Annotated in this window: 28 protein-coding genes; 18 read left to right on the forward strand and 10 right to left on the reverse strand. The window is 58.9% G+C overall.

Annotation, left to right across the window (positions count from 1 at the left end; genetic code table 11):
• Nucleotides 1-77 precede the first annotated feature (77 nt).
• A complete protein-coding gene (gene eco, locus Q8X48_RS26630; RefSeq protein ID WP_407802097.1) occupies nt 78-560 on the forward strand; it encodes a serine protease inhibitor ecotin in 483 nt (160 codons plus the stop codon).
• Nucleotides 561-591: 31 nt separating this feature from the next.
• Here the strand turns inward: eco and ilvA are convergent, their stop codons facing one another.
• Nucleotides 592-1,605, reverse strand: coding sequence for a threonine ammonia-lyase, biosynthetic (gene ilvA / locus Q8X48_RS26635; RefSeq protein ID WP_407802099.1), 1,014 nt, complete (start codon nt 1,603-1,605; stop codon nt 592-594).
• Nucleotides 1,606-1,852: 247 nt separating this feature from the next.
• Here ilvA and Q8X48_RS26640 point away from each other — a divergent pair, with 247 nt between their 5' ends.
• Nucleotides 1,853-2,188, forward strand: a complete 336-nt coding sequence (locus Q8X48_RS26640; RefSeq protein WP_407802100.1) for a DUF2834 domain-containing protein — start codon at nt 1,853-1,855, stop codon at nt 2,186-2,188.
• 105 nt (nt 2,189-2,293) lie between these two features.
• On the opposite strand, the gene Q8X48_RS26645 is transcribed toward Q8X48_RS26640, so the two are convergent.
• Together Q8X48_RS26645 and Q8X48_RS26650 are read right to left on the reverse strand one after the other, a co-directional pair.
• Nucleotides 2,294-3,445, reverse strand: a complete 1,152-nt coding sequence (locus Q8X48_RS26645) for a PQQ-dependent sugar dehydrogenase (protein ID WP_407802101.1) — start codon at nt 3,443-3,445, stop codon at nt 2,294-2,296.
• Nucleotides 3,446-3,510: 65 nt separating this feature from the next.
• Nucleotides 3,511-3,858, reverse strand: coding sequence for a hypothetical protein (locus Q8X48_RS26650; RefSeq protein WP_407802102.1), 348 nt, complete (start codon nt 3,856-3,858; stop codon nt 3,511-3,513).
• Nucleotides 3,859-4,052: 194 nt separating this feature from the next.
• On the opposite strand from Q8X48_RS26650, the gene ku reads away from it, so the two are divergent.
• Nucleotides 4,053-4,913, forward strand: coding sequence for a non-homologous end joining protein Ku (ku, locus tag Q8X48_RS26655; protein WP_126045751.1), 861 nt, complete (start codon nt 4,053-4,055; stop codon nt 4,911-4,913).
• Nucleotides 4,914-4,963: 50 nt separating this feature from the next.
• Here ku and lpxO read toward each other — a convergent pair whose 3' ends face one another.
• Nucleotides 4,964-5,863, reverse strand: a complete 900-nt coding sequence (gene lpxO, locus Q8X48_RS26660; RefSeq protein ID WP_407802103.1) for a lipid A hydroxylase LpxO — start codon at nt 5,861-5,863, stop codon at nt 4,964-4,966.
• Nucleotides 5,864-6,351: 488 nt separating this feature from the next.
• Between lpxO and Q8X48_RS26665 the strand changes: the two genes are divergently transcribed.
• From Q8X48_RS26665 to Q8X48_RS26675, 3 genes are all read left to right on the forward strand, one after another.
• A complete protein-coding gene (locus Q8X48_RS26665; RefSeq protein ID WP_033044478.1) occupies nt 6,352-7,938 on the forward strand; it encodes an ABC-F family ATPase in 1,587 nt (528 codons plus the stop codon).
• A 240-nt stretch (nt 7,939-8,178) separates the two neighbouring features.
• Nucleotides 8,179-9,375, forward strand: a complete 1,197-nt coding sequence (locus Q8X48_RS26670; RefSeq protein WP_407802104.1) for an MFS transporter — start codon at nt 8,179-8,181, stop codon at nt 9,373-9,375.
• A 76-nt stretch (nt 9,376-9,451) separates the two neighbouring features.
• A complete protein-coding gene (locus Q8X48_RS26675) occupies nt 9,452-9,967 on the forward strand; it encodes a tail fiber domain-containing protein (protein WP_407802106.1) in 516 nt (171 codons plus the stop codon).
• Nucleotides 9,968-9,995: 28 nt separating this feature from the next.
• On the opposite strand, the gene Q8X48_RS26680 is transcribed toward Q8X48_RS26675, so the two are convergent.
• Both Q8X48_RS26680 and Q8X48_RS26685 read right to left on the reverse strand, forming a co-directional pair.
• Nucleotides 9,996-11,033: an alpha/beta hydrolase family protein gene (locus tag Q8X48_RS26680; RefSeq protein ID WP_407802107.1), complete on the reverse strand. Its 1,038-nt coding sequence runs from the start codon at nt 11,031-11,033 to the stop codon at nt 9,996-9,998.
• A gap of 167 nt (nt 11,034-11,200) precedes the next feature.
• Nucleotides 11,201-11,812 (reverse strand): FMN-dependent NADH-azoreductase, encoded by a 612-nt coding sequence (locus tag Q8X48_RS26685; protein ID WP_407802108.1) that lies wholly within the window; start codon nt 11,810-11,812, stop codon nt 11,201-11,203.
• A 131-nt stretch (nt 11,813-11,943) separates the two neighbouring features.
• On the opposite strand from Q8X48_RS26685, the gene Q8X48_RS26690 reads away from it, so the two are divergent.
• Nucleotides 11,944-12,852 carry a LysR substrate-binding domain-containing protein gene (locus Q8X48_RS26690; protein ID WP_015095006.1) on the forward strand — a complete coding sequence of 303 codons (909 nt, stop codon included), beginning with the start codon at nt 11,944-11,946 and terminating at the stop codon, nt 12,850-12,852.
• Complete coding sequence (locus tag Q8X48_RS26695) at nt 12,849-13,208, forward strand: MmcQ/YjbR family DNA-binding protein (RefSeq protein WP_015095005.1); 360 nt, start codon at nt 12,849-12,851, stop codon at nt 13,206-13,208. The genes Q8X48_RS26690 and Q8X48_RS26695 overlap by 4 nt, the downstream gene beginning before the upstream one ends.
• Before the next feature lie 8 nt (nt 13,209-13,216).
• Here the strand turns inward: Q8X48_RS26695 and Q8X48_RS26700 are convergent, their stop codons facing one another.
• The gene (locus Q8X48_RS26700) at nt 13,217-13,648 is read right to left on the reverse strand and encodes a DUF1294 domain-containing protein (protein ID WP_407802109.1); all 432 of its coding nucleotides are present in this window, start codon (nt 13,646-13,648) and stop codon (nt 13,217-13,219) included.
• Nucleotides 13,645-14,475, reverse strand: coding sequence for an undecaprenyl-diphosphate phosphatase (locus Q8X48_RS26705; protein WP_126045746.1), 831 nt, complete (start codon nt 14,473-14,475; stop codon nt 13,645-13,647). Before Q8X48_RS26705 ends, Q8X48_RS26700 begins: the two co-directional genes overlap by 4 nt.
• Before the next feature lie 233 nt (nt 14,476-14,708).
• Between Q8X48_RS26705 and pnuC the strand changes: the two genes are divergently transcribed.
• From pnuC to Q8X48_RS26745, 8 genes are all read left to right on the forward strand, one after another.
• On the forward strand, nt 14,709-15,272 hold the full coding sequence (pnuC, locus tag Q8X48_RS26710; RefSeq protein WP_126045745.1) for a nicotinamide riboside transporter PnuC: 564 nt from the start codon (nt 14,709-14,711) through the stop codon (nt 15,270-15,272).
• Nucleotides 15,269-15,793 carry an AAA family ATPase gene (locus tag Q8X48_RS26715; RefSeq protein ID WP_126045744.1) on the forward strand — a complete coding sequence of 175 codons (525 nt, stop codon included), beginning with the start codon at nt 15,269-15,271 and terminating at the stop codon, nt 15,791-15,793. Before pnuC ends, Q8X48_RS26715 begins: the two co-directional genes overlap by 4 nt.
• A gap of 346 nt (nt 15,794-16,139) precedes the next feature.
• Nucleotides 16,140-16,586, forward strand: a complete 447-nt coding sequence (locus Q8X48_RS26720; RefSeq protein WP_407802110.1) for a hypothetical protein — start codon at nt 16,140-16,142, stop codon at nt 16,584-16,586.
• A 1-nt stretch (nt 16,587) separates the two neighbouring features.
• The gene (locus tag Q8X48_RS26725) at nt 16,588-17,190 is read left to right on the forward strand and encodes an adhesin (protein ID WP_407802111.1); all 603 of its coding nucleotides are present in this window, start codon (nt 16,588-16,590) and stop codon (nt 17,188-17,190) included.
• Between the two features lie 64 nt (nt 17,191-17,254).
• Entirely contained in the window at nt 17,255-18,094 is an 840-nt protein-coding gene (locus tag Q8X48_RS26730; RefSeq protein WP_126045743.1) for a heme utilization protein, read from the forward strand.
• A gap of 61 nt (nt 18,095-18,155) precedes the next feature.
• Complete coding sequence (locus tag Q8X48_RS26735) at nt 18,156-18,836, forward strand: C39 family peptidase (protein ID WP_015094997.1); 681 nt, start codon at nt 18,156-18,158, stop codon at nt 18,834-18,836.
• 26 nt (nt 18,837-18,862) lie between these two features.
• The gene (locus Q8X48_RS26740; RefSeq protein ID WP_126045742.1) at nt 18,863-19,624 is read left to right on the forward strand and encodes a hypothetical protein; all 762 of its coding nucleotides are present in this window, start codon (nt 18,863-18,865) and stop codon (nt 19,622-19,624) included.
• Between the two features lie 45 nt (nt 19,625-19,669).
• Nucleotides 19,670-20,977: a transporter gene (locus Q8X48_RS26745; RefSeq protein WP_407802113.1), complete on the forward strand. Its 1,308-nt coding sequence runs from the start codon at nt 19,670-19,672 to the stop codon at nt 20,975-20,977.
• Nucleotides 20,978-21,098: 121 nt separating this feature from the next.
• Here the strand turns inward: Q8X48_RS26745 and Q8X48_RS26750 are convergent, their stop codons facing one another.
• Nucleotides 21,099-21,449, reverse strand: coding sequence for a hypothetical protein (locus Q8X48_RS26750; RefSeq protein WP_407802796.1), 351 nt, complete (start codon nt 21,447-21,449; stop codon nt 21,099-21,101).
• A 131-nt stretch (nt 21,450-21,580) separates the two neighbouring features.
• Nucleotides 21,581-22,906, reverse strand: a complete 1,326-nt coding sequence (locus Q8X48_RS26755; protein WP_407802115.1) for a sigma-54 dependent transcriptional regulator — start codon at nt 22,904-22,906, stop codon at nt 21,581-21,583.
• A 342-nt stretch (nt 22,907-23,248) separates the two neighbouring features.
• Between Q8X48_RS26755 and Q8X48_RS26760 the strand changes: the two genes are divergently transcribed.
• Both Q8X48_RS26760 and Q8X48_RS26765 read left to right on the forward strand, forming a co-directional pair.
• Entirely contained in the window at nt 23,249-23,515 is a 267-nt protein-coding gene (locus Q8X48_RS26760; RefSeq protein ID WP_007970062.1) for a hypothetical protein, read from the forward strand.
• Nucleotides 23,516-23,801: 286 nt separating this feature from the next.
• Complete coding sequence (locus tag Q8X48_RS26765) at nt 23,802-25,091, forward strand: hypothetical protein (protein WP_407802116.1); 1,290 nt, start codon at nt 23,802-23,804, stop codon at nt 25,089-25,091.
• Nucleotides 25,092-25,130 lie beyond the last annotated feature (39 nt).

Raw genomic sequence — 25,130 nt, forward strand, 5'->3', positions numbered from 1 at the left:
ACGTTGGGCGCCGCGGGTTTGCATTCGTGCCACACGACAGTGAAAATGCCGCCCTTCACTTCAAGCAAGGAGGCATCATGAATTCTTTGGCCGTTAACGCTGGCGCTGCGCTGTTCGCACTGGGGCTTGCCAGCGTGGCGCACGCCGCCAAACTCGAAGACACCGCGCCCTATCCGAAAGCCGAGAGCGGGTTTACCCGCCAGGTGATTCACCTGGCGCCACAGCCCCGGGAAGACGACTTCCAGGTCGAGATCCTGGCCGGTAAAACCATGACCGTAGATTGCAACCGCCCTCGTCTGGGCGGCATTCTCGAAGAGAAAAATCTCGAAGGTTGGGGCTACCCCTTCTATCGCCTGGAAAAAGTCATTGGCCCGATGAGCACGCTGATGGCCTGCCCGGACGGCACGAGCAAACAGGATTTTGTGCCGGTGGTCGGCGACGGCTTCCTGCTGCGTTACAACAGCAAGCTGCCGCTCGTGCTGTACGTGCCCAAGGACATCGAAGTGCGCTACCGAATCTGGTCGGCGTCGAACAAGGTCGAGAAAGCCATTCAGGAATAACCCGGGCATCTGCTATTGGCCTGCACCAGGGTCATGCCGGCGCGCTGCTCAACGCGGCGCGCTCGGCCACATGCCCCAGGCTGTCAAAATTGATGTTGGCACCGGAATCGATGGCGACCAGCGTCTGGCCGCGTACCCCGCTGCGTGCCACGTACTGCTTGATTCCGGCCACGGCCAGCGCACCGGAAGGTTCGGTGATCGAGCGGGTATCGTCGTAGATATTCTTGATGGCGGCGCAAAGCTCATCATTGCTGACCGTCACCACCTCATCAACGCCAAACCGGCAAACCTCAAAACCGTAAGCGCCGATCTGCGCCACCGCCACCCCATCGGCAAAGGTGCCGACCTTGGGCAGGATGACTCGCTCACCGGCCAGCAACGCGGCTTGCAGACACGCCGAATGCTCCGACTCGACGCCAACGATGCGCACCTGCGGCCGCAAGTATTTGATGTAAGCGGCGATGCCTGCGATCAGCCCCCCGCCACCCACCGGCACGAAGATCGCGTCCAGCGGACCTTGATGCTGACGCAGGATTTCCATGGCCACCGTGCCTTGGCCCGCGATCACATCCGGATCGTCAAAGGGCGAAACAAAGGTGCGCCCGCTTTCCCCGGCCAGTTCCAGTGCATAGGTCAGCGCAAACGGAAAACTTTCGCCATGCAATACCGCATCGGCGCCCCGGCTACGAACTCCGATCACCTTCAATTGCGGCGTCGTGCAAGGCATTACGATGGTGGCGCTAATCCCCAACTCCCGCGCTGCCAGCGCCACACCCTGCGCATGATTACCGGCAGAAGCCGTGACCACGCCGCGAGCCTTTTGCGTATCACTCAGTTGCACCAGCTTGTTGTAGGCGCCGCGGATCTTGAAGGAAAAGGTCGGTTGCAAGTCTTCGCGCTTGAGCAGGACCTGGTTGCCCAGTGCCTCAGACAAGGCCGGTGCCGCTTGCAACGGCGTGCGCACCGCCAGTTCATATACCGGCGCGGCAAGGATTTTTTTGACGTAGCGTTCAAGCAAGGCTTGCTGGTCGGTTGTAAAACTCATGGTCGTCTCCTGACATTGATCGGGGCCCGAGAGACAGAAAGTAAAAACCCGCCTCGAGGGCGGGTTGGGTGCTGCAGTCGTGAGCTAGCCCGCCAAATGAGGAATGGCGGTAATAATGCTTGGCTGGCAGCGCAATACGGTGGAAGTCATGGCTCGAAATTAGCCGGGCGTTGATGGCAAGTCAATGGCAAATTTGTGCAGATCCCTCTAGGCTGCCGATTCCGGTCATTGCCCAAGGAAGGAACACATGAATGCCATTGCCCTGCCCCTTATCGCCCTGATCGCCTTTGCCGGCTATACCCTTTCGGTGATGCTCCAGGCCGAACAATCGCTGATCGACTTCGGCATCAGCCTGATGTCGCGTCCCGATACTGCGCAGGTGGTGATCGATCTTTACTTGCTGGCAACGCTGGCGGGTATCTGGATGTACCGGGATGCGCGAAAGCGCGGGCGATCGACGCTTTCGGTGGTGCCTTATCTATTGATCACCGCTGTGTTTGTGTCGGTTGGGCCATTGTTGTATCTGGTGGTACGCGGGGTTCAGGATCGTAAGAGATTGGCGGCCGCGACTCGACAGTTGTAGAAACCTTGAAATTGCTTTCGCGAGCAAGCCCGCTCCCACACGGGTCTTGCGCCCACTGAAATCCCCTGTGGGAGCGGGCTTGCTCGCGAAGGCGGCGTGTGAGATTCACTTCAATCCGACTTTATACAACGCACCATCCTCTTCATCGGTCAACACATACAAATACCCGTCCGGCCCCTGTCGCACGTCGCGAATGCGCTTTCTCAACGCCCCGAGCAAGCGCTCCTCGTGAATCACCTTGTCGCCATCGAATTCCAGGCGGATCAGCTCCTGGCTGACCAACGCGCCGATGAACACATTGCCTTGCCAGGCCTTGAATCGATCGGCATCGTAGAACGCCATGCCGCTCAGGCCCGGCGACTTTTCCCAGACATGGTTCGGGGCAACGGTGCCTTCAACGGTTTCACCCCTGGCTTCGGGAATCGGTTTACCGGAGTAGTTGATGCCATGGGTCGCCAGCGGCCAGCCGTAATTCCTGCCGCGCTCGATGATGTTGATTTCATCGCCGCCCAGAGGGCCATGTTCGTTTTCCCACAGCGTGCCGTTCCACGGGTTGAGCGCCGCGCCTTGCGGATTACGCTGCCCGTAGGACCAGATTTCCGGGCGCACGTTGGCCTGGCCGACAAAGGGGTTGTCCTTGGGCACCGTGCCGTCCGGGTAGATTCGCACCACCTTGCCTTGCAGCTTGTCGAGGTCCTGGGCGGTCGGGCGTTCATTGTTTTCCCCCAGCGTCACGAACAGATAGCCGTCGCGATCGAACACCAGCCGCGAACCAAAATGGTTGCCTTCCGAAAGTTTGGGTTCCTGGCGCAGGATCACCCGGAAATCCTTGATCGCCGTCAGATCGTCGGAGAGCCGACCGCGCCCCACCACCGTACCGGCCTTGTTATCCGCTCCACCCCCTTCGGCATAAGACAGATAGACCATCCGGTCCTGTTTGAAATCGGGTGACAACGCGACGTCGAGCAAGCCGCCCTGGGCCTTGGCCCAGACCGTTGGCACGCCATTGAGCGGCGCCGACAGCTTGCCGTCGGCGGTGACCAGCCGCAGGTTGCCGGGCCGCTCGGTGACCAGCATGTTTTTACCATCCGGCAGGAATGCCAGCGCCCAGGGGTGCTCCAGCCCCGTCACGACGGTGGTCACCTCGAGTGTGCCTTCTTCGCTTTTCATTGTCTGGGTGGGCGCGGCAAGCACAGGGACAGTGGCGGCGATCAATACGCTGGCACAGAGGATTGCCAATGAGTTTTTGCGCAACATGCAGACTCCTTTTCTGATGATCATGAGGCCTGGAAAACAGGGTGGGCGTACGTCCTGCCGGCCACTCAACGGTTGCCGGTGCCGGCGTCTCGTGGCGCAGGATTGGGAATGAATGTCGGTGGGCTGGCGGGAGCGCTCCGCTCGGGATAGCGATTACCGATGCCGCCGTTGTCCAGTGTCGGCGGGCGCGGGACCGGCACGGTATTGGGCCCGCGAATGGCCGGGGCACTGGGTCGGGTGCCTTGCATGCTGTTGGGGTTGGCCCGGTTGATCGGGCTGCTGTAAGGGTTGTTGTTGGTGCTGCCCGGCAGGTTCTGGGCCACGCGCAACGAAGCAGAGGTGTCGGCCTCGACCAGTGGCACCAGCATGGCACTCAAGGCCAGCGCAAGGGCGCCATACACGTATCGGTTCATGGGGGTGCCTCGCTACGTCACGTGGATAAGGACTTCGATATCACGCTACGCCCGGGGTTCGTATTTGTTAACAAAAACCTCCCCGGCAAGATGTAACACGACGTTGATCCGGTTAAAGGAACGGCCCCCAAAGACCACGGAAACTTTTGCTCGAGGCCGCAGGTCACCTGAACATCACTTTCGAGTAGACGACCATGGCACGGGCAATCTGGAAAGGCGCAATCAGCTTCGGACTGGTGCATATCCCCGTGGCGCTGGTCTCGGCAACGTCCTCCCAGGGCGTCGATTTCGACTGGCTCGACAGCCGCAGCATGGACCCGGTGGGCTATAAGCGTGTCAACAAGGTCACGGGCAAGGAAGTCACCAAGGAGCACATCGTCAAGGGCGTGCAATACGAAAAGGGCCGGTACGTGGTGCTCAGTGAGGAGGAGATCCGCAGCGCTCACCCGCTCTCGACCCAAACCATCGACATTTTTTCCTTTGTCGACGGCGAGCAGATTCCCTTGCAGAACATCGACACGCCTTACTACCTGGCACCCGACAAGCGCGGCGGCAAGGTCTATGCACTGCTGCGCGAAACCCTGAGCAAAACCGGCAAGGTCGCCCTCGCCCATGTGGTGCTGCATACCCGCCAGCACCTGGCCGCGCTGATGCCGCTGGAGTCGGCGCTGGTGCTGGTGATGCTGCGCTGGCCGGCGGAAGTCCGAAGCCTCGATGAGTTGGCGCTGGGCAGCGAAGTGACCCGGCCGGAACTGGCCAAGGGCGAACTGGACATGGCCAGGCGCCTGGTGGAGGACATGAGCGCCCAGTGGACGCCGCAAGACTATCGGGATGGTTTCGAGGACAAGATCATGGCCCTGGTGGACAAGAAGGCGCACGAAGGCAAGATTGAAGACGTCGAAACCGCCTCTGGTGAAGAGCTACGTAAAACGGCGGATGTCATTGACCTGACCGAACTGCTCAAGCGTAGCCTGGGCAGCAAGGGTGCCGGCAAAGCAACGGCCAGGCCCAAGGCGAACAGCAAACCGGCCGCGAAGAAGAAAGCCGGTCAGTGATTGGCTGGATGTACCGGCCTCATCGTCTGGACGCCGCCCGGACATACCACTCAGATCAGAATGATGACCACCAGCAACCCGGCGAAGATCGACCACTTTTCGAGGTAATAAAGCTTGCGGTTGCGTTTTTTCAGTTGCTTGCCGTGCAGGCGAACCTTGTAGATCTTGCCGAACAGGCGGTTGAGGCCACCGGTCTTGTCGCCCGCCTCGTTGGGTGCACCCGCCGCCGACATGACATGACGACTGAACCAGCGATTGAATGCCGCTGCCCACCTGTATTTCATCGGCCGCTCGACGTCGCAGAACAAAATGATGCGGTTCTGCTGCGTGGTGTTTTCCGCGTAATGAATGTAGGTCTCATCGAACATCACCGCTTCGCCATCGCGCCAATGATAGTTCTGGCCATCGACATTGATGTAGCAACCCTCGGCGTTGGGGGTTTCCAGACCCAGGTGATAACGGTACGAACCGGCATACGGGTCGCGGTGGCGCACCAGTCTGGATCCCGGTGGCAACTCGGCAAACATTGCCGCCTTGATCGAACCAATGCCCTGCACCAGCTCGGTGGTGCGCGGGCACAGCTTCATGGCCGATGGATGGCTGTCGCCGTACCATTTGAGGTAGAAGCGCTTCCAGCCGGTCTTGAAAAACGAGTTGAATCCGACGTCATCGAACTGGTTCGAACGCTTGATCTGGCCGGCCCGAAGCAAATTCTGGCCTTCGGCACGAATTTCTTCCCAGTGCGCCTGCAGCGGACTCAGGTCGGGGAAGTCGGCCGGGTCGAGATAGGGTTTGTTGGGGATTTTCGAAAACAGATAAAGAAAGCAATTGATCGGCGCCAGAAACGTCGAGTGATCACTCAACTGGCGGCCCAGCTTATGGCGCACTTGACCACGCAGGTGGACATACGCAATAGAGACAACGTAGATAACGGCAATGATCAGTTTCACGGAAATCGTCACACGTCAGAAGAAAACAAACTGCGCCCTTTACCGGAATGCCGGTCTCCGGGTCTTGTGCAGCGGCTGAAAACGAAACAGCGGCCCTGTAGCGCCATTGAGCTACACCGACGATCGGCGCTTGGCCGACAGATGGCATTTTAGCCACAGTTTGTAATCAATAGTTAACCTGTAACTGTGAAAAACTGTCCACAAAATCCGTCGAAACGTCACTGCGGCCTCAACGCCCTATCGTTTAAAGAGCCAGACCAGTACAATCGCCGCCAAACTTTACGCGCCACCAGGTTGAAAGCGGGAAATCCCCCTTTCAGCGCACGTCGACTCGGGCCAGGCGCGCCACATGCTGCTGTCCACTTAATGCCAGATTGAACTTCCACTGCCGATCGGGATGAATGTCCCGCGGACCGGACAGTGGAAACGGGTACTGAACCGGTACTGCCGCACCCCTAGCTACTCTGAATGCTTCGCAGGAAAAACCTTTGATTTCTACAGCTAACATCACGATGCAGTTCGGCGCCAAGCCGCTCTTCGAAAACGTTTCGGTCAAGTTCAACGGTGGCAACCGTTACGGCCTGATCGGCGCCAACGGTTGCGGCAAGTCGACCTTCATGAAGATCCTCGGCGGCGACCTCGAGCCGTCCGGCGGCCAGGTCATGCTGGAGCCGAACGTGCGCCTGGGTAAATTGCGCCAGGACCAGTTCGCCTACGAAGAATTTACCGTGATCGACACCGTGATCATGGGTCACGAAGAGCTGTGGAAGGTCAAGGCCGAGCGTGACCGCATCTATTCTTTGCCGGAAATGAGCGAAGAAGACGGCATGGCCGTGGCCGAGCTGGAAACCGAATTCGCCGAAATGGACGGCTACACCGCCGAATCCCGCGCCGGTGAACTGCTGCTGGGCCTGGGTATTCCCCTGGAACAGCATTTCGGTCCGATGTCCGAAGTGGCACCGGGCTGGAAGCTGCGCGTATTGCTGGCCCAGGCGCTGTTCTCCGATCCGGAAGTGCTGTTGCTCGACGAACCGACCAACCACCTGGACATCAATACCATTCGCTGGCTGGAATCGATTCTCACCGTGCGTAACAGCACCATGATCATCATTTCCCACGACCGTCACTTCCTCAACAGCGTCTGCACCCACATGGCCGACCTGGACTATGGCGAGCTGCGCCTGTTCCCGGGCAACTACGACGAATACATGACCGCGGCGACCCAGTCCCGCGAGCAACTGCTGTCGGACAACGCCAAGAAGAAAGCCCAGATCGCCGAACTGCAAACGTTCGTCAGCCGCTTCTCGGCCAACGCCTCGAAAGCCAAGCAGGCCACTTCCCGCGCCAAGCAGATCGACAAGATCCAGCTGGCCGAAGTCAAGCCATCGAGCCGCGTGAGCCCGTTCATCCGCTTCGAACAGACCAAGAAACTGCACCGCCAGGCCGTGACCATCGAACAGATGTCCAAGGGCTTCGACGGCAAGACCCTGTTCAAGAACTTCAGCTTCACCGTCGAAGCCGGCGAGCGCGTGGCGATCATCGGCCCGAACGGTATCGGCAAGACCACCCTGCTGCGTACCTTGATGGGCGAGCTGACCCCGGACGCCGGTTCCGTGAAGTGGACCGAAAGTGCGGAGCTGGGCTACTACGCCCAGGACCACGCCCATGACTTCGAAGACGACGTCAGCCTGTTCGACTGGATGGGCCAGTGGACCCAGGGCGAGCAGATCATCCGTGGCACCCTGGGCCGCATGCTGTTCTCCAACGACGAGATCCTCAAGTCGGTCAAGGTCATTTCCGGTGGTGAGCAAGGCCGCATGCTGTTCGGCAAGCTGATCCTGCAAAAGCCGAACGTTCTGGTGATGGACGAACCGACCAACCACCTGGACATGGAGTCCATCGAGGCGCTGAACCTGGCGCTGGAAAACTACCCGGGCACGCTGATCTTCGTCAGCCACGACCGTGAGTTCGTATCGTCCCTGGCCACCCGCATCATCGAGTTGAGCCCGAACGGCGTGACTGACTTCAGCGGCACCTATGACGACTACCTGCGTAGCCAGGGTGTAGTTTTCTAAGACCAGCCTGTAGGAGCGAGCTTGCTCGCGATGGACCCAAGATCACCACGTTTAGTCAGTAAGCGCGCGTTATTCTTAACCTCCATCGCGAGCAGGCTCGCTCCCACAATTGAATGCAGGCCCCTGCTCGCGAAGGCTGATTCAAGAACGCTGAAAAGCAAAAACAGTTAGCCTGCTTCCTTTTACCCCACCACCGCGCCATGATGCAGCTCTCCCACCGCCGCCCGCGAACGAGCCCTCATGTCTGTGCAGCAAGTGCCCCCGCAAAGCTCCATGGCGATCACCCTGCAGATCGTCTCCATCGTGTTCTATACCTTTATTGCCTTCCTCTGCATCGGTTTGCCGATTGCGGTATTGCCGGGTTATGTCCACGAGCAACTGGGGTTCAGCGCCATCGTGGCCGGGCTGACCATCGGCTCGCAATACCTCGCCACCCTGCTCAGTCGCCCCATGGCCGGGCGCATGTCGGACAGCGTCGGCACCAAGCGGGCGATCATCTATGGCTTGTCCGGGATTGTGCTCAGTGGCCTGCTGACGCTGCTGTCGACCCTGTTGCAAGGTTTTCCGTTGCTCAGCCTGCTGATCCTGATCGCCGGGCGCTTGTTGCTGGGCATTGCCCAAGGCTTGATCGGCGTCGGCACCATCAGTTGGTGCATGGGTCAGGTGGGCGCCGAGCACACCGCGAGGTCGATTTCCTGGAACGGCATCGCCTCCTATGGTGCGATTGCCATTGGTGCGCCGCTGGGCGTGGTCATGGTGCAACAACTCGGTTTCGCCAGCCTGGGCATCGCCCTGTCGCTGCTGGCCCTGGCTGCACTATTGCTGATTCGCAACAAGCCCTCGGTGCCGGTGGTACGCGGTGAACGCTTGCCGTTTTGGGCGGTGTTCGGGCGCATTGCGCCGTTTGGCGCGAGCCTGAGCCTGGCTTCCATCGGCTATGGCACCCTGACGACTTTTATCACCCTGTATTACGTCAATCGCGGCTGGACCGGTGCCGCCTATTGCCTGACCGTGTTCGGGGTCTGTTTCATTCTGTCGCGGCTGCTGTTCATTTCCGCCATCAGCCGATTCGGCGGGTTCACCTGCGCCATTGCCTGCATGTGCATCGAGACGGTGGGCCTGGTGCTGCTGTGGCTGGCACCGTCGACCGGGTACGCGCTGATTGGCGCCGGCCTGACCGGCTTCGGCCTGTCGCTGGTGTATCCGGCGCTGGGTGTCGAGGCAATCAAACAGGTGCCCAATTCCAGCCGGGGCGCGGGACTAAGTGCCTATGCGGTGTTTTTCGACCTGGCGCTGGCGATCGCCGGCCCCTTGATGGGCGCGATCGCATTGAACATGGGGTATTCGTGGATTTTCTTCAGTGCGGCGTTGTTGTCGGTGACCGGACTTTGTTTGACACTGATGCTGTCTCGTCAGTTCCGACACAGAACCGGTTGAATCTTCTAATAACAATAAAGATTAAATTATTTCAGACTGCAATTTAAATTCAACATCCAGAATCGATTAGTTAGAAGTGCCAGCATTGTTTTGGCTGTACGCTTTGACAAAATCCGGCGCACTACTTCCTCATAAGATCGAAAATCAGGATGAACCAAAAATGCGCATACTGCCTTTAGCTATACTCGCCCCGGCGATGGTTCTTACACTTTCTTCCACTGCCCATGCGGAAAGCTCGACACAGCAAATCTGTCATAACGGTCAATGCTGGGACATCGGCGACTTGCCGGGGCCGGGTGACGAGTGCTGCCCGTTCAGCGACGAGCGACTGAAAACCGATGTGAAACGCCTCGAAAACCCAACAGAGACTCTCCTGAAACTTCACGGAGTTACATTTAACTGGAAACAAAACAACCAGGCTGATGTTGGCTTGATTGCTCAGGACGTACAAAAGATTTATCCACAATTAGTGCGCACCGATGGCGAACACCTACAAGTGGACTATCAAAAACTGGTGGCGCCGCTTATCGAGTCTGTTCGCGAACTTGATGCCAGAGTTAAAACACTGGAAACAGCGCTGGCCAATAAGTAACGGTTAATGAAATCCGCCGATCCTGCGTTCATTGATCGGCGGTCTGCATCCCGGCCCGGTTCGCCCTGCCCAGGGTGCGCGAGAAGAAGCTTGCGGCTTCAGAGATCAGATTGCGATGAATGTCTTGCCGATCGACGCCATCGGCATCGGTACACAGCGCGGGCATGATCGCTATCTGCTCGTCATTGCACGGCGCCATGAAGACGAAGTGCCCTGCTCCCGCCAGTAACTTGAAGTCAGGCGCCGTCGGCAACTTGCGCGCCAGTGCCGCGGCATTCTTGTCCACCGCCACCAGCTTGTCGCCATCGCCGCTGTAAAGCAGCACCGGCACGTGCACATCGGCCAGGGTGTGGCGACCGAACTTCAGGCTCAACGGCGCCATCAGCATCAAGGCGTGCACCCGTGGGTCCGCCACCGGTTGCAGGTCGTCGCGGTCGACAATCAACTCGCCTTGGGTATTGCAGGCGTCGCGGTCGTCCGGACGTTCCTGGCAATAACGGCGCAAGCGATCCAGGTCCGGCGTGGCGCCGGACAGAATCAATGCGGTCTCGCCACCGGCCGAATAACCAATGACGCCAACCTGATCGGCGTTGACGAAGGGGGACAACATGCGGTCGCCCAGGGTGGCAGTGATGGCTTCGGAAATCTGGATCGGCCGGCCATACAGGTTACTCAAAGTACCGAGGCGGCTGTGGTCCCTGGAGTTGTCACCGGGGTGGATCACCGCCACCACCACGAAACCTTTGCGTGCCAGCGAGGTGGCGAGGTCGTGCAAGGCCAGGGGGGTTCCGGTGTTGCCGTGGGACAGCATCAGCATCGGGAACCGGCCAATGGCGACCTTGGTGTCCTCCCCGGCTTCGACGGTATAACCCTCGAGTTTGCTGGTGTGCTCCCAATCACTGGAAGGATAGAAGGCGATGGCACGCATCGGCTGCAGGTCCAGTGGGTCGAGAAACGTCATCTCATGAAAGCCGACGCTCCAGTGCGGATGCGGTGCAGGCGCGGCGTGCACTGTATTCAGGCTGCTGAGCAGGCAAATCAGTAAAGTTGCACAAAGACGCACCATGAGATGCCCACCTTGTTACCGGACTTGAGACGTACACCCCGAATTGCATAAGTCGGACCACCACCCGAAACGACCAGAAACAAAAAACTCCGCAGCTGGTACTTGCGTAGCCAGAATACAGAGTTTTTTGGGCTTTACCTGAACGGTTGCGAACTTTTACGCAGGCCTTACGCAGCAGCGAACAACTGCTCGCTGATTTGCGCCTGAGCAGCGCTCATGGCTTTGCTGCGTACGTCGTCACCGTAAGCCAGGCCTTCGGCGCGGACGATTTCGATGTCGGTGATACCGATGAAACCGAACAGCAACTTCAAATATTCTTCGTGGGCAACTCCGGTTGCCTGACCGGCGTGCATGCCGCCGGAAGTCGAAACGATCACCACTTTCTTGCCGCCGCACAGGCCTTCAGGGCCGGCTTCGGTGTAGCGGAAGGTCTGGCCGGCGACGGCGATGCGATCGATCCAGGCCTTCAACTGAGTCGGGATGGTGAAGTTGTACATCGGTGCGGCAATCACCACGGCATCGGCGGCCAGGAATTCGGCCAGGGTCGAGGCGCTCAGTTCGGCTTCGTGCTGTTGTGCGGCGTTTCGCAGTTCAGCGGTGGTGCCGGCGGCGACCAGGGTAGTGGAAGAGAAATGGCTGATGGCATCAGCGGCCAAGTCGCGGTAGGTCACTACGGCGGTTGGCTCGGCGGCTTGCCAGGCCTTTACGACTTCACCGCTCAACTGACGGGAAGCGGAGTTGTCGCCCAGGATGCTCGAATCGATATGCAGCAGTTTCATGTGGGATCTCCAAGTGAGGATCGCCCACAAGGGCGATCTGATGGGACTAATCCTACAGACGAAACCAATAGCTGATTAGTCGGCAACAATGCGATAGTTCGTCCCACAGATAGAACAATCGGATGCACATCATGCAAGACCTCAACGACCTGTATTACTTTGCCAAAGTCGTGGAAGCCGGCGGATTCGCGGCAGCCGGACGCTTGCTGGGCATCCCCAAGTCCCGACTGTCGCGGCGCATCGCCGAACTGGAAGAGCGCCTGGGTGCACGTTTGCTGCAACGCACCACCCGACAGCTGAAACTGACCGCTGTGGGTGAACGCTACCTCAGGCACTGCCAGGCGATGCTGCTGGAAGCGGAAATGGCCGACGAGGCCGTGGCCAGCATGTCCAGCGAACCCCGAGGGCGTTTGCGGGTGTCCTGCCCGGTCGGGTTGGCCCACGAAATACTACCGGGGGTAATCAGCGACTTTCTCGAACGCTTTCCGCAAGTCCAGCTGGAGGTCATGCTGCTCAACCGCCGGGTTGACCTGGTGAACGAAGGCATTGACGTTGCCCTGCGCGTGCGGGAGCTGGGCGACGAAGACCCGCTGCTGGTCACCCGCCGCCTGCGTCAGGCGCAGATGCTGATGGTCGCCAGCCCCGGTTTCCTCAAAGGTCGTGAGATCAATCACCCCGAAGATCTGAAAAGCCTGCCGGTGCTCGGCGCCTTGGAACCCGACCGCCTGGTGCACATCCGCCTGCTGGATCAAAACGGCAAGAGTTGTGAACTCGCGCTCGAGGCCCGGCTGGGCATCGATGACTTTATCGTGCGCAAGGCCAGCACCCTCTCCGGCATCGGCTTTACGATGCTGCCCATGATGTATTGCGAACAGGAGCTGGAAAACGGCTCGCTGGTGCAGCTGTTGCCCGAGTGGTCCCTGCCCGGTGGCTGGCTGCAGGCGGTCTATCCTCATCGACGTGGGGTGATGCCGGCGGTACGCGCCTGGATTGACCACCTGGTCGAATCCTTCAATGCCTGTGGGGAACGATTGTTATGAAAGCTGGACGGATGAGCGAAGAGGACGTCGCGAAGTTCTGCCTCGCCCTGCCTGGAGCGCGGGAAGACTATAAGTGGGGAGGCGTGCGGGTGTTTTCGATTGCCGGGAACAAGATGTTCGCCTTGCAGGGCCTGAGGGGTGATTCCCTGGCCTTCAAGGTCGACAAGGATCTGTTTCTCGGTCACTGCGACCGTCCGGGCATTCACCCGGCGCCGTACCTGGCCCGCGCCCAGTGGATCATCATGCAAACGCCCTACCCGCTCGGCAGCGAAGAACTGCAGGGCTTGCTGCAGCGCTCCCACCAATTGGTGGTGAGCAGACTGCCCAGGCGCACTCAAGTCGGACTGCTACTGTAGGGCTTTGTTTAAAAGGTCAAGGCGAAAACATGTGCGCCGAGAAACAGGCGATCGATCCAGAACACCTGGTGCAATAGCACTATGATCCAGAACACCAACTGGTACGAGACTTTGCGGGTTTTATGGCGAAACGCCTGCTGAGCCAGCAATGCACCGGGCCAGCCGCCGGCGAGCTCCAGCGCATGCAGGACGTTCTCCGGCGTACGCCATTGCTCGGCGCGTGCCTTGCGCTTGTCGCTCCAGTACGGGAAAAACGTCACGACGCTGACGATGCCGTAGGCCGCGAGGGGAATCAGCGACTCCCCGTGCAGCCATAACGACAGCGAACCCGACAGCGGCAACGTGCACAGGACTGCAAACAACAGCCACTTCAGCCGTGGATGGCGGAACTGTCCCCCGGACGAGCGTCCGGGGTTGTTGCGCGAGCGCGAGTCACTCACGGCTTGACCGCACTCCAGTCGACCCAGCCGAACTGCCAGGTCGCCAGGATGATCAGGCCGAACACAATGCGATACCAGGCAAACGCCGCATAGCTGTGGTTGGCGATGAACTTGAGCAGCCCGCGGACCGCAATCATCGCAAAAATGAACGCCGTGACGAAGCCGATGGCGAACACCGGGAAATCCGCCGGGACAAACAGTTCACGGTACTTGTAGCCCGAGTACACCGCTGCGCCGACCATGGTGGGCATCGCCAGGAAGAACGAGAACTCGGTAGCGGTCTTGCGCGACAGGCCGAACAGCAAACCGCCGATGATCGTCGAGCCCGACCGCGAAGTGCCCGGAATCATCGCCAGGCATTGGGCGAAGCCGACTTTCAAGGCATCTTTCCAGGTGATGTCATCCACGGATTCGGCGTGTACTTCATGCTGGCGGCGCTCGGCCCACAACATCACGATCCCGCCCACGACCAGCGCCGTTGCCACGGTGATGGGATTAAACAGGTAATGGTGAATCAGGTCGGCGAAGATCACGCCCAACACCACGGCCGGCAAGAACGCGATCAACAGGTTTGCGGTAAACCGCCGGGCGCCCGGCTGGGTTGGCAGACCGATGACCACGTCGAAGATCTTGCGTCGAAACTCCCACACCACCGCCAGGATGGCACCCAGCTGAATGATGATGTTAAACGCCATCGCCCGCTCGCCCCCGAAGCCGAGCAAGTCGGCCACGATGATCTGGTGGCCGGTACTGGAAATGGGCAGGAACTCGGTAAGTCCTTCTACAACCCCAAGAATCAATGCCTGAAAGGCGGTCCAAAGATCCATCAATCCCCCAAAAGGCTATGCACGCCGGCATGCCCCGTTAATATTTTTCAAATGCTTTTTGCGATCAGCCTGGCTGAGCTCTCCCGCGCATCAAGGATCACCACAGAACCGTTAAAATCCTGTGAAAAAACCGCCTTGAATCAGCTTTACCTGTGCGAGGGGGCGAAATCCTATCAGACAAGTCCGATCGGCGGTTACAATCCGCCCCTCTTTGATTTCCCAAAGGTATCTCCATGTCCGGGCTTGAACTGTTTGCCGCCGCCCTCGGTGTCATTGCCGTCTGGCTGACGGTCAAACAGAACCCCTGGTGCTGGCCTATCGGCCTGGTCATGGTGCTGCTCTACAGTTGGATCTTTTTTGAGGTGAAACTGTATTCCGACATGCTGCTGCAAGTCGTCTATGCCGCCTTGCAGCTTTACGGCTGGTGGCAGTGGACACGGGTTGGCGACACGACCCATGGTCGCGAAGTCAGTCGCCTCGACGCTCGAACCGTGGTGTTGAGCCTGGCCATTGGTGCCGTCGGCAGTCTGTCGCTGGGAGCCGCCATGGCCCACTGGACCGACGCTGCACAGCCCTGGCTTGATGCGGCGCTCACCGGGTTCAGCCTGGTGGCGCAGGTCTGGATGGCGCAAAAACGTGTCCAGTGCTGGCCGTTGTGGATCGCTCTGGATGTGATATTCGTCGGGTTGTTCGTCTATAAAGGCCTGTACCTGACCGCCACCCTGTACGGGTTGTTCGCCGTCATCGCCGTACAGGGCTGGCGCGAATGGCGTGCCGACCCGGCATTGCGCGCATGAAAGTCCTGGTCCTCACAGGCCCTGAATCCAGCGGTAAAAGCTGGCTGGCAGCCGAGTTGCAACAGCGTTTCGGCGGAATGCTGGTTGACGAGTACGTGCGCTGGTTCATCGAGCAGAATCCGCGGGACACCACGTTGGCCGACATTACGCCCATCGCCCGCGGTCAATTGGCATGGGAAGACCAGGCGCGGGCGCAACAGCCACCTTTGCTCATCCTCGACACGCACCTGCTGAGCAATATCCTCTGGAGCCAGACCCTGTTTGGCGATTGCCCCGCCTGGATTGAACAAACGCTACTGGCCCGGCATTACGATTTACACCTGCTGCTGTCACCGGAGCACGTCGAGTGGACGGATGACGGCCAGCGTTGCCAGCCCCGATTGAGTGAGCGTCAGGCATTTTTCGAGCAGACCCTGGCCTGGCTTGAACACCACGCACAACCGGTTCAAGTGCTGCACGGAGATTGGACAGAACGCCGAATCCAGGCACTGAACGCCGTGACCCGATTGCTCGGCGCCTGACCGGCGTTTGGGGCATTTTCCCCACCCTCCCCCTGCTGTGGGGGGGAAAGTGTCCGATCCTGAAACAACCTCCCTGCCTGAAACTACCCGTTTCAACACCCCTCACCGCTTGCCCACAGGATGTGTTAAAGCATTGTTACAACAACACTAGAACCCTTGTTCCAGAGGGGTTTGTCCGCAATTACGGGCTGCCAGCGCATGGATTCGTCTCACCGTTGGTACACCCTCGACAAAGGGTTCCCGAACCAAGTCTGTAAGCCATTGAATCAACTCGATATTCAAAAGGCGGCACAGCTTTCGCTGTATTCCTCACACAGCTGACCGTGGCCAGCTTACAAATGAAGGAATGAATGTCGTGGAGATATTCAAAAAAAAAGGCTTGATGTGCCTCCTGCTGATCGCGACCGCTGCTGGCACTGTTCTCAGTTTAAACGTTCAAGCCGAAGGCAACGGTGTCATCGTGCTTGACCGTACCGTTCACCCAACGCTCATCGGTCGCAGCGGCGGCAGGGATCCGAACCCGGCCACCATCAGCGCCAACCCTTCTGCCCGCGTCACCGGCGAACTCAGCGACGCCGACATCGCCGGGGTAACCACCGGTACGACCCCTCATAACAGCTTCGGGCAAAACCCGGGCGGCATGCACGGCCTGAATGTCATCACCAACCCCAACGGTTTGCCCGGCATGTCCGTCGGCCACAGTGGTGGCAGCGGCGGCACCATTTCCGGAACCATCAACCGCGCCATGAGCAGCGGCCTCAGCCCACTGGGCAGAATCACGGGGGGGCAATGAGATGGATCGTTCCCTTTTTTTAACTGCCCTTTTACCTGCCCTGTTACTTGCCCTGCTCGGCGGCACCAGCGTGATGGCCGATTCGGGCGTCAGTTCGGTGAACAACGCCACCCTCCTGGATTCCGGTACCCAATACCGAGGCAACTTCAGCGTCAACCAGGCGGCGGGTGATCAACAGCAGCAGGCCAACGTCCGCGCGATCGCCATTGGAACCGAAACCGGGGCGACCACCAGCGTCAGGCAGAGCATCACCACGCCGGCCAATCCGTCGATGGATGCGACGGCCAATATCGGTGGCACCTCTTTCAGTAATGGCAACGGCGTACTGGGCGTCAACCAGAGTGCCGGGGCGAACAACCAGATGGCCAACGCCCTGCGCATCAGCATCGGCGCTGCACCACAAGCCATCGACGACAGTGCTCTTTCTCAACAGAACGTGGCGTTGCTACCGAGCTCGGGAGCAACTGGCACCCAAAACGGCAGTCGCCAGGTCGTGACAAGCGACCAGGCCTTTACCGGCAGCCGGGGCGTGATCCAGGTGAACCAGAGTGCCGGGGTGGGTAATCGAATGGCTAACACCCTGAGTATCCGGGTCTCTGACTGACCCCGATACAGTGCGAATGGGGAAGTATCAACACTTGACCAACTAATGAGCACGGAGAATCACCATGAACCCGACAACTGCTCTCAAACCACTGGCTTTTGCCCTGGCAGCAGTGATGGCATTCGCAGCCCAGGCAGCCGGTGTTGATGATCCCGAACAGGCCAATGGACAGGGCAGCAACCAACAGCCTAATGGCCCGTCGCTGGAACAGATTCTGCAGATAACCGCAGGTGCCGGGGCCGCCGTGCTGGACTCGCAGGAAAGCAGTGACAGCAGAGTAGTGAACCGGGGCACCCAAAACGACGCCAAAATCGATAACTCCCTGAACAACTCCAACGGCAACATGGGCGCCAACGTTGCAGCGGGTAACGGCAACCAGCAAGACAACGCCGCCGCCCTTGCCACGGCTGACGAAGCCTTCATCTTCGGCTCCGCCGTAACCGTCTCCAGCGCGACTCAGAGGAGCAACGGCAACACCGCCAGGAACCACTCCAACACCAACAACACATCACTCAATAACGCGGGCAACAGCGGTTCCGGCAACATCGGCATCAACGTGACCACCGGCGACTTCAACCAACAGAAAAACAACCTGGCAATTGCCGTTTCCGGCGGCCGTGTAGCAGTAGCCGCGGCGGCGGCCAACCAAAGCACGTCCGGGCTGAAAGTCACCAACAACGCCAGGACTGAATTCGTACCCGTGGGTGTACTCGGCCTGTCCGGCATAACCACTCAACAAGTGATGACGCCAGAAGGCTGGAGACCTCCTGTAACCAACAATGCTTCGATCACGAGCTCGATGAACAACTTCTCCGGCAACGGCGGAGCCAACGTATCGTCCGGCGTCGGCAACCAGCAAAGCAACTCGCTGTCCATCGCCGCAGGCTGTAAATCATGCCCATAATCGCGACCGCCATGAAAGCCCCGGCGACGGCGCTTTTCCTTGGTTTGAAGGCGTATCGTCCATGCGTAAGACGGCCCTTTTCGTACTGCTGTGCCTGTCTGGCCTGACCCAGGCTGCACAGATGCCGGTTGCCGCCCTGCCGGGCGGCGTGCTGGTGTACAAGCACGTACAGAGTTTGCGTGAGCGCAAGTTCAGCGACATCGTCGAACAGAAAACCGATTTCAGCTGCGGCGCCGCCGCGCTGGCAACGATACTGCGCCAGGCCTATTGGCTCGACGTCGATGAGGAGCACATCATCAAAGGCATGCTGGTCTTCGCCGACCAGGACCTGGTCCGTACCCAGGGTTTTTCCATGCTGGACATGAAGCGCTACATAGAAAGCATCGGCATGCGCGCCCGGGGTTACAAGATCCCGCCTGAAAGACTCGATGCCGTGACGATTCCGGTGGTAGTACTGATGGAAACTCGTGGCTACAAGCACTTCGTGGTGTTGCAGCGGGCGGACAAGAACTGGGTCTACATCGGCGACCCGGTGCTCGGTCACAAACGCTACTCCCATGATGATTTTGTCAAAGGCTGGAACGGCATTGTCTTCGCTATCATCGGTCCCGGTTACGACAAGACCAATGCGTTACGCAGTCCACCGGAACCGCTGACTGCCAAGAACAAGATGGATAATTTCAACCCGGTCAAAGATGCTGAATTGATGGAATTTGGTTTCATACAGAGCGACTTCTTCTAATCGCCAATAAGATGACAGGGGGCAGGATGCTCCGGGAGCAGCAAATGAAAACCTCGTATTGGGTGGTCACTGCCTGTCTGGCAGCGACCACTTCAGGTTTTGCTGATGAGTTCAGACCCATCGAAATCAACGACCAGGAACTGGCCGAGTTGCGTGGCCGGTATGTAATGCCGGGGCGGATCATCAGCTTCGGTGTTGTCATGAGCAGTACCTGGCGCAACGCCAGTGGTGACCTGATCGGGGCAACCACCTCGATGCGTCTTCAAGCCGAAACGGTCAAGCCCGAGTTCTACGTATCAACCATCAAACACAGCGGTAAAGGCGGTTCGCCCAACTCGGGTACCGGTCGTGTAACGGGTGGCGCCGGACTGAGCACCTCTCAGGGCATTACCCAGGTCACACGGGCTGCAGGCGATGGCAACCGCTCAAACAACAAGATCGCCATCAACGTCAAAGAGGCCAGTACGGCCCCTGCGCCGGTGCCTAGCCGGGGCCAGGCGCTGATAGCCGGTCAAACCATCACCGGCAGCAATGCTGCAGGGAGTGTCGCCGTGTCCGCGACCGGCGGCGGTGTTCAGCTGGCCATTACCGCCAACAACAACCAGGGCTCAAGCCTGCAACAAGTCGCCCAGGGCGGATTACTTCAAGACACCCGATTGCTGGGCAGCAGCAATGTGGTCAACAACATGACTCGACTCAACGTCGTGCTCGACAATAAAAGCCCGAGTGCTGGTGCATTGGGCTACAACCTGAACCAACTCACTGCATTACGAACCTTGGGGTATTGAACTACGCTGAATCACGACCATTGGGCACAAATGGACGGCTTTTTCATGTACCGATCGGTATCACTGCGTACAGTTATATGCTTGTGTACTCTACTCCCGGTGGCGTTGGTGCAGGCAGCACCTGACCCGGAACTGGAGGCTCTCAAACGAGAGCTTCTGGAGTTGAAACAACGATACGAAGTCCAGCAAAAAGCTCTGGCGGTTCTCGAACAACGGGTCCGCCAGGTCGAAGAACAGCCCGCGCCCCCACCTCCCAAACGGCTGGCCAAGTCACCAGCAGACCTGAAGGGCAATCCAAACGTCGCCACCGGCACCGGTGCCGCGGCGGCTTCAGGGGGGGCCGCCGGAGGCAGCGGCAGTTCGTATGGACAATCGCTGGCCGAAGACTCACAACCGGCGCAAAGCGTTTCAAACCTGTATGACGAGGCCAGCGGGTTCTTCGGCGGTGGCAAGTTCAGCGTCGAAACCGGGATAACCTACTCCAGGTACGATACCCGCCAACTGGTCCTCAACGGTTTTCTCGCCCTGGACTCGATCTTTCTCGGTGCCATCAACCTGGACCGGATCAAGGCTGACACCTGGACGCTGGACCTCACCGGCCGCTACAACTTCAACAATCGCTGGCAGTTCGACCTGAACGTGCCGGTGGTCTACCGCCAGTCCACGTACCAGTCCGGTGGCGGCAATAGCGGTGCCGCCAACGTCACGACCGAAGACACCGTCAAGGAAGACCCGACCATTGGCGACGTCAACTTCGGTATCGCCTACAAATTCCTCGACGAGTCGGCCAACACGCCGGATGCCGTGTTGACCCTGCGCGTCAAGGCACCGACCGGCAAAGACCCGTTCGGCATCAAGCTGGTTCGGGTGGACGAAAACTCCAACCTGGCCGTGCCTGAATCCTTGCCTACCGGTAACGGCGTCTGGTCGATCACGCCGGGGATCTCTCTGGTCAAGACCTTCGATCCGGCAGTGCTGTTCGGCAGCCTGTCGTACACGCACAACCTGGAGGAGTCTTTCGACGACATCAGCTCCAACCCGGCGCTCAAGACGCCGGGCAAAGTGCGCATTGGCGACAGTTTCCAGATTGGCGCCGGTATTGCGTTCGCCTTGAACGAAAAGATGAGCATGTCGTTCTCGGTCTCTGACCTGGTGCAACGCAAAAGCCAGCTCAAGGAAGATGGCGGGGATTGGCAATCGGTGGTGTCCAGCGATGCCAACGCCGGTTACTTCAACATCGGCATGACCATTGCGGCCACCGACCGCCTGACCATCGTACCCAACCTGTCCATTGGCATGACGGACGACGCCCCGGACTTCCAGTTCAGCCTGAAATTCCCTTACTACTTCTGACGGCTCTTCACGTATTCCAGGGAAACTGTAGGAGCCAGCTTGCTGGCGATGGATTCAAGTGCGCCGCGTTTATCCAGATCACCCGCGTTATCGTTAACGACCATCGCTGGCAAGCCAGCTCCTACACGGGCCATGCCCACGCTGAAACTGTAGGAGCCAGCCTGCTGGCGATGGACTCCAGTGCGCCGCGATCATCCAGTTCGCCCGCGTAATCGTTAACGACCATCGCCAGCAAGCTGGCTCCTACAAGGGGCCATGCCCACGCTAAAACTGTAGGAGCCAGCCTGCTGGCGATGGACTCCAGTGCGCCGCGTTTATCCAGTTCGCCCGCGTTATCGTTAACGACCATCGCCAGCAAGCTGGCTCCTACAAGGGGCCATGCCCACGCTGAAACTGCAGGAGCCAGCCTGCTGGCGATGGACTCAAGTGCGCCGCGATCATCCAGTTCGCCCGCGTAATCGTTAACGACCATCGCCAGCAAGCTGGCTCCTACAAGGGGCCATGCCCACGTTGAAACTGCAGAAGCCAGCCTGCTGGCGATGGACTCAAGCGTGCCGCGACCGCAATTTCCATTGCAGCGGTCTTTTTGTTTGAAGCAGGAGTTCAACGAATCTGATGCTTGTGCAACAACCGGTAGAAAGTCGGGCGCGACACGCCCAAGACTTTGGCGGCGACACTCAGGTTATCGCTGTGGCGGTTCAATACATCGCACAATGCCTGGCGTTCGGCACGGGTCTTGTATTCTTCGAGGGTGCCCATCGGCGCGGCAATTGCGTGTTGACTGATCAACCCCAGGTCGCGGGCCTCGATCTGCCGGCCTTCGGCTAATACCAGTCCGCGACGTACGCGATTGGCCAGTTCACGCACATTGCCTGGCCAGTCGTGTTTGCCCATGGCAATCAAGGCGTCTTCGCTGAAACTGCGGGGGCGACGTCCGGTTTCACGGCTGTAGAAATGGGAAAAGTGATTGGCCAGCATCGATAAGTCGCCATGGCGCTCGCGCAACGGAACGGTCAGCACTTGCAGTACGTTCAGGCGGTAATACAAGTCTTCGCGAAAGCGTTTCTTCGCGATTGCGGCTTCAAGGTCGACATTCGTCGCCGCCAGCACCCGCACATCGACCGGAATCGGCTGACTGCCGCCCACCCGCTCAATGTGCTTTTCCTGGAGGAACCGCAGCAGATTGGCCTGCAACTCCAGCGGCAGGTCACCGATCTCGTCGAGAAACAGGGTGCCACCATTAGCGGCTTCTATTCGTCCGACCTTGCGTTGATGTGCGCCGGTAAACGCGCCTTTCTCATGACCGAACAACTCGGACTGGATCAAGTGTTCGGGAATCGCACCACAATTGATCGCGATAAAGGGTTTGCTGTGACGCTGGGACAGGCGATGCAGGGTTCGTGCGACCAATTCCTTGCCAGTGCCGCTTTCACCGCGGATCAATACCGGAGATTCGGTCGGGGCCAGTTTACTCAACAGTTTTCGCAGTTCACGCACAGGTTTACTGTCGCCGAGCAACTCGTGCTCGGACTGGTCAACATGCACCGTACCCTGCCCACGCAAACGCACCATGCCGTATGCCCGGCCCAGCGTTACCTGAACCCTGGACACATCGAATGGCAAGGTATGAAAGTCAAAAAACCACTCACAGACAAAGTCGCCGACATTTTTCAGTCGCAGCACTTCCTGGTTGAGTACGGCTATCCACTCTGCGCCACTGCGGCTGATCAACTCCTTGACGGGCTCCGGGTGCTCAAGGTGATACGGCTGCAGGCGTATCAAGCCCACGTCACAGGTTCGCTCAGCGGCGTGCTCCAGCGTGCAGCTGTCAACCTCCCAACCGATTTCGCGCAGTCCAGGGAGCAGACGATAGCAATCGTCACAGGGGTCCACCACTAATAGACGTCGTGAAGCTGACACATCGCTCATGACTGTTCCTTGGCGCCAAATTTTAGAAAATTTATTAAAAACAATCATTTGGCGGACCTGACTGTAACGTTAGCAAGAACTTGACAGTCCCTTGTACCGTTTGACTATAGGACTGCAATAAATGCAGTTATAAAAAGCGCCTTTGATAGTTACCTAACGACTCTTTCCTTTCATTCAGCTTTCAATGCCGGACTCATTCTTGAGCCTATGAAATAAAGTCGAAATTTCTTTTGATTGTGTGTGACCCGGACCCCGGTTGCGGGCATCAGTACAAGTAACCAGCCGAACGGTAAGCCCAACCGACGGCACATCACTTGATTGGGCATACAGAGAGAAGACCCTATGAACGCCCCGCTCCGTATCAACGAAGCACTTCTGATTGCCGACCGCGCATTCAAACCATTCAAATGCGTGGCCTGGGCTCCACAAGACGGTAATGGCGAACTCAGCCTGACCGTTATCGATCGCACCAGCACCAGCATTGGCCGCAAGCAGATCCCGAGCAGTGCTTATTCCGATCCTGCACAACTCGAACTGCTGCTGGAACAGGCCCGCGCCGAATTGAGCGAGGAAGGTTACACACTGCAGTCGTGGTCGATGCCGCACTAATCGTTTTGCGGATTACTCAGGGGTAATCCGCGCCCTCCCCCCGTCTTTTAGTTGGGCTGATGGTTCTCGCCCATACGCACTCATTGTCCCGTTAGTTTGACCTTTTGTGCGCCTGATACTTTGCAGGCTTGCCATTGGTTCGAAAAGACACTGTTGTGGCACACAGCGACTCTCCGTCTGTTAGTTCATACCGTTGTGCATCTCCCCATTCAGGGATTGAATATTCTTCTTATAAAGTCGCCACCCAAACTTCTGGATAAGGACGACTCGCAAGGAGATGCGGTTCATGCCAATCCAGTCCGCCATTGCCCGTCCCGCCGTCCGGAACACTGCCGGCACTCTCGATTCGACGTTTGCAGGCAACGGTAAAACCCAGGTGTATTTCGCCGACAGCCTTTGCAGCATGGCCAACGACGTCGCAATCGATGCCCGGGGCCGTATGCTGGTGGCGGCAAAGGTCGCCATGGCCGATGGCAGCCGCTTTGGCCTGGCCCGCTTGCTGGAGGATGGTTCGGCAGACCTTGCGTTCGGCAGGCAAGGCAGCGTCATCGGGCAATTCGAACCCGGATTCGAAGCCATGGGCGCCAGGGTTCTGGTCATGCCCGACGGCAATATCCTGTTGGCCGGCCTGCAATACGATAACGCACATCGCACGCTCCCGGGTCTGGCACTGTTCGATCAAGAGGGGCGCCTGGTTCGAAGCTTTGGCGATAATGGCCGCCGCGTCGTGCGATTGCCTGGTGGTCTGTCCCTCGGTATGCGCGATATGTGGCTGCCTCCCGGTGTGCCGGGCGCTGAAGCCTGCGATGTGGGCGTACAGCGAGACGGCCGGATCCTGATTCTGGCCAACCATCACTTCGAACAGGCCGATCACGTGGGCCTGTTGATACGACTGGATGTCGAAGGCTCGCTGGACTGCTCGTTCAATGGCCGTGGCTTTGTGGTGGTCCGGCACCTGCTGATGAATACCTGGCTCAGCAGCCTGACGGTACAAGGTGACGGCCGGGTTCTGGTGGGTGGGTCGATCAACTTTCCTGAAGAAGGCTTGCTGGCGCGCTACCACGCCGACGGCCGCCTCGACGACAGTTTTGCCGTGGATGGATTCCTGACGTTCAAGGCGCGTGGGCATGGCGCCCGGGTCAGTCAGGTGGTCCAGCAAAGCAACGGTGACGTCTTGTGTTTTGGCAGCAGTCGCGAACCGGTGCACTGCCTGACTTTCAAGATGCACAGTAACGGCCGCCCCGACAACCACTGCAACGGAGGCCAGCCGCAACGTCTGGTAATTGGCCACAAGGGCTGCCAGTGGAATACCGCGCAGTTACAGCCCGATGGCGGTGTGCTGACGGCGGGCGCAACCATCGGCGGCATCGAAGCAGACTTCATTGTCGGGCGATACCTGCCCAACGGCCTTCCCGATCGCCGTTTCGGCAAAGGCAGCGGCTATACACGTACTCGCCTGGGCCCGAGCCTGGATACCGCCACCTGTGTCGCGGCGCAGGCCGACGGAAACATCGTCGTCGGCGGCTATTCACTGCATGGAAACTACAAGGCGGTCATCGCTCGCTATCAGGGGTAGGCACATGCATGTTTCCTGCGCTTGATCTTCTCACTCGCT

The organism is Pseudomonas sp. QLc11A, from assembly GCF_052112305.1.
GTDB classification, from domain to species: domain Bacteria; phylum Pseudomonadota; class Gammaproteobacteria; order Pseudomonadales; family Pseudomonadaceae; genus Aquipseudomonas; species Aquipseudomonas laurylsulfatiphila.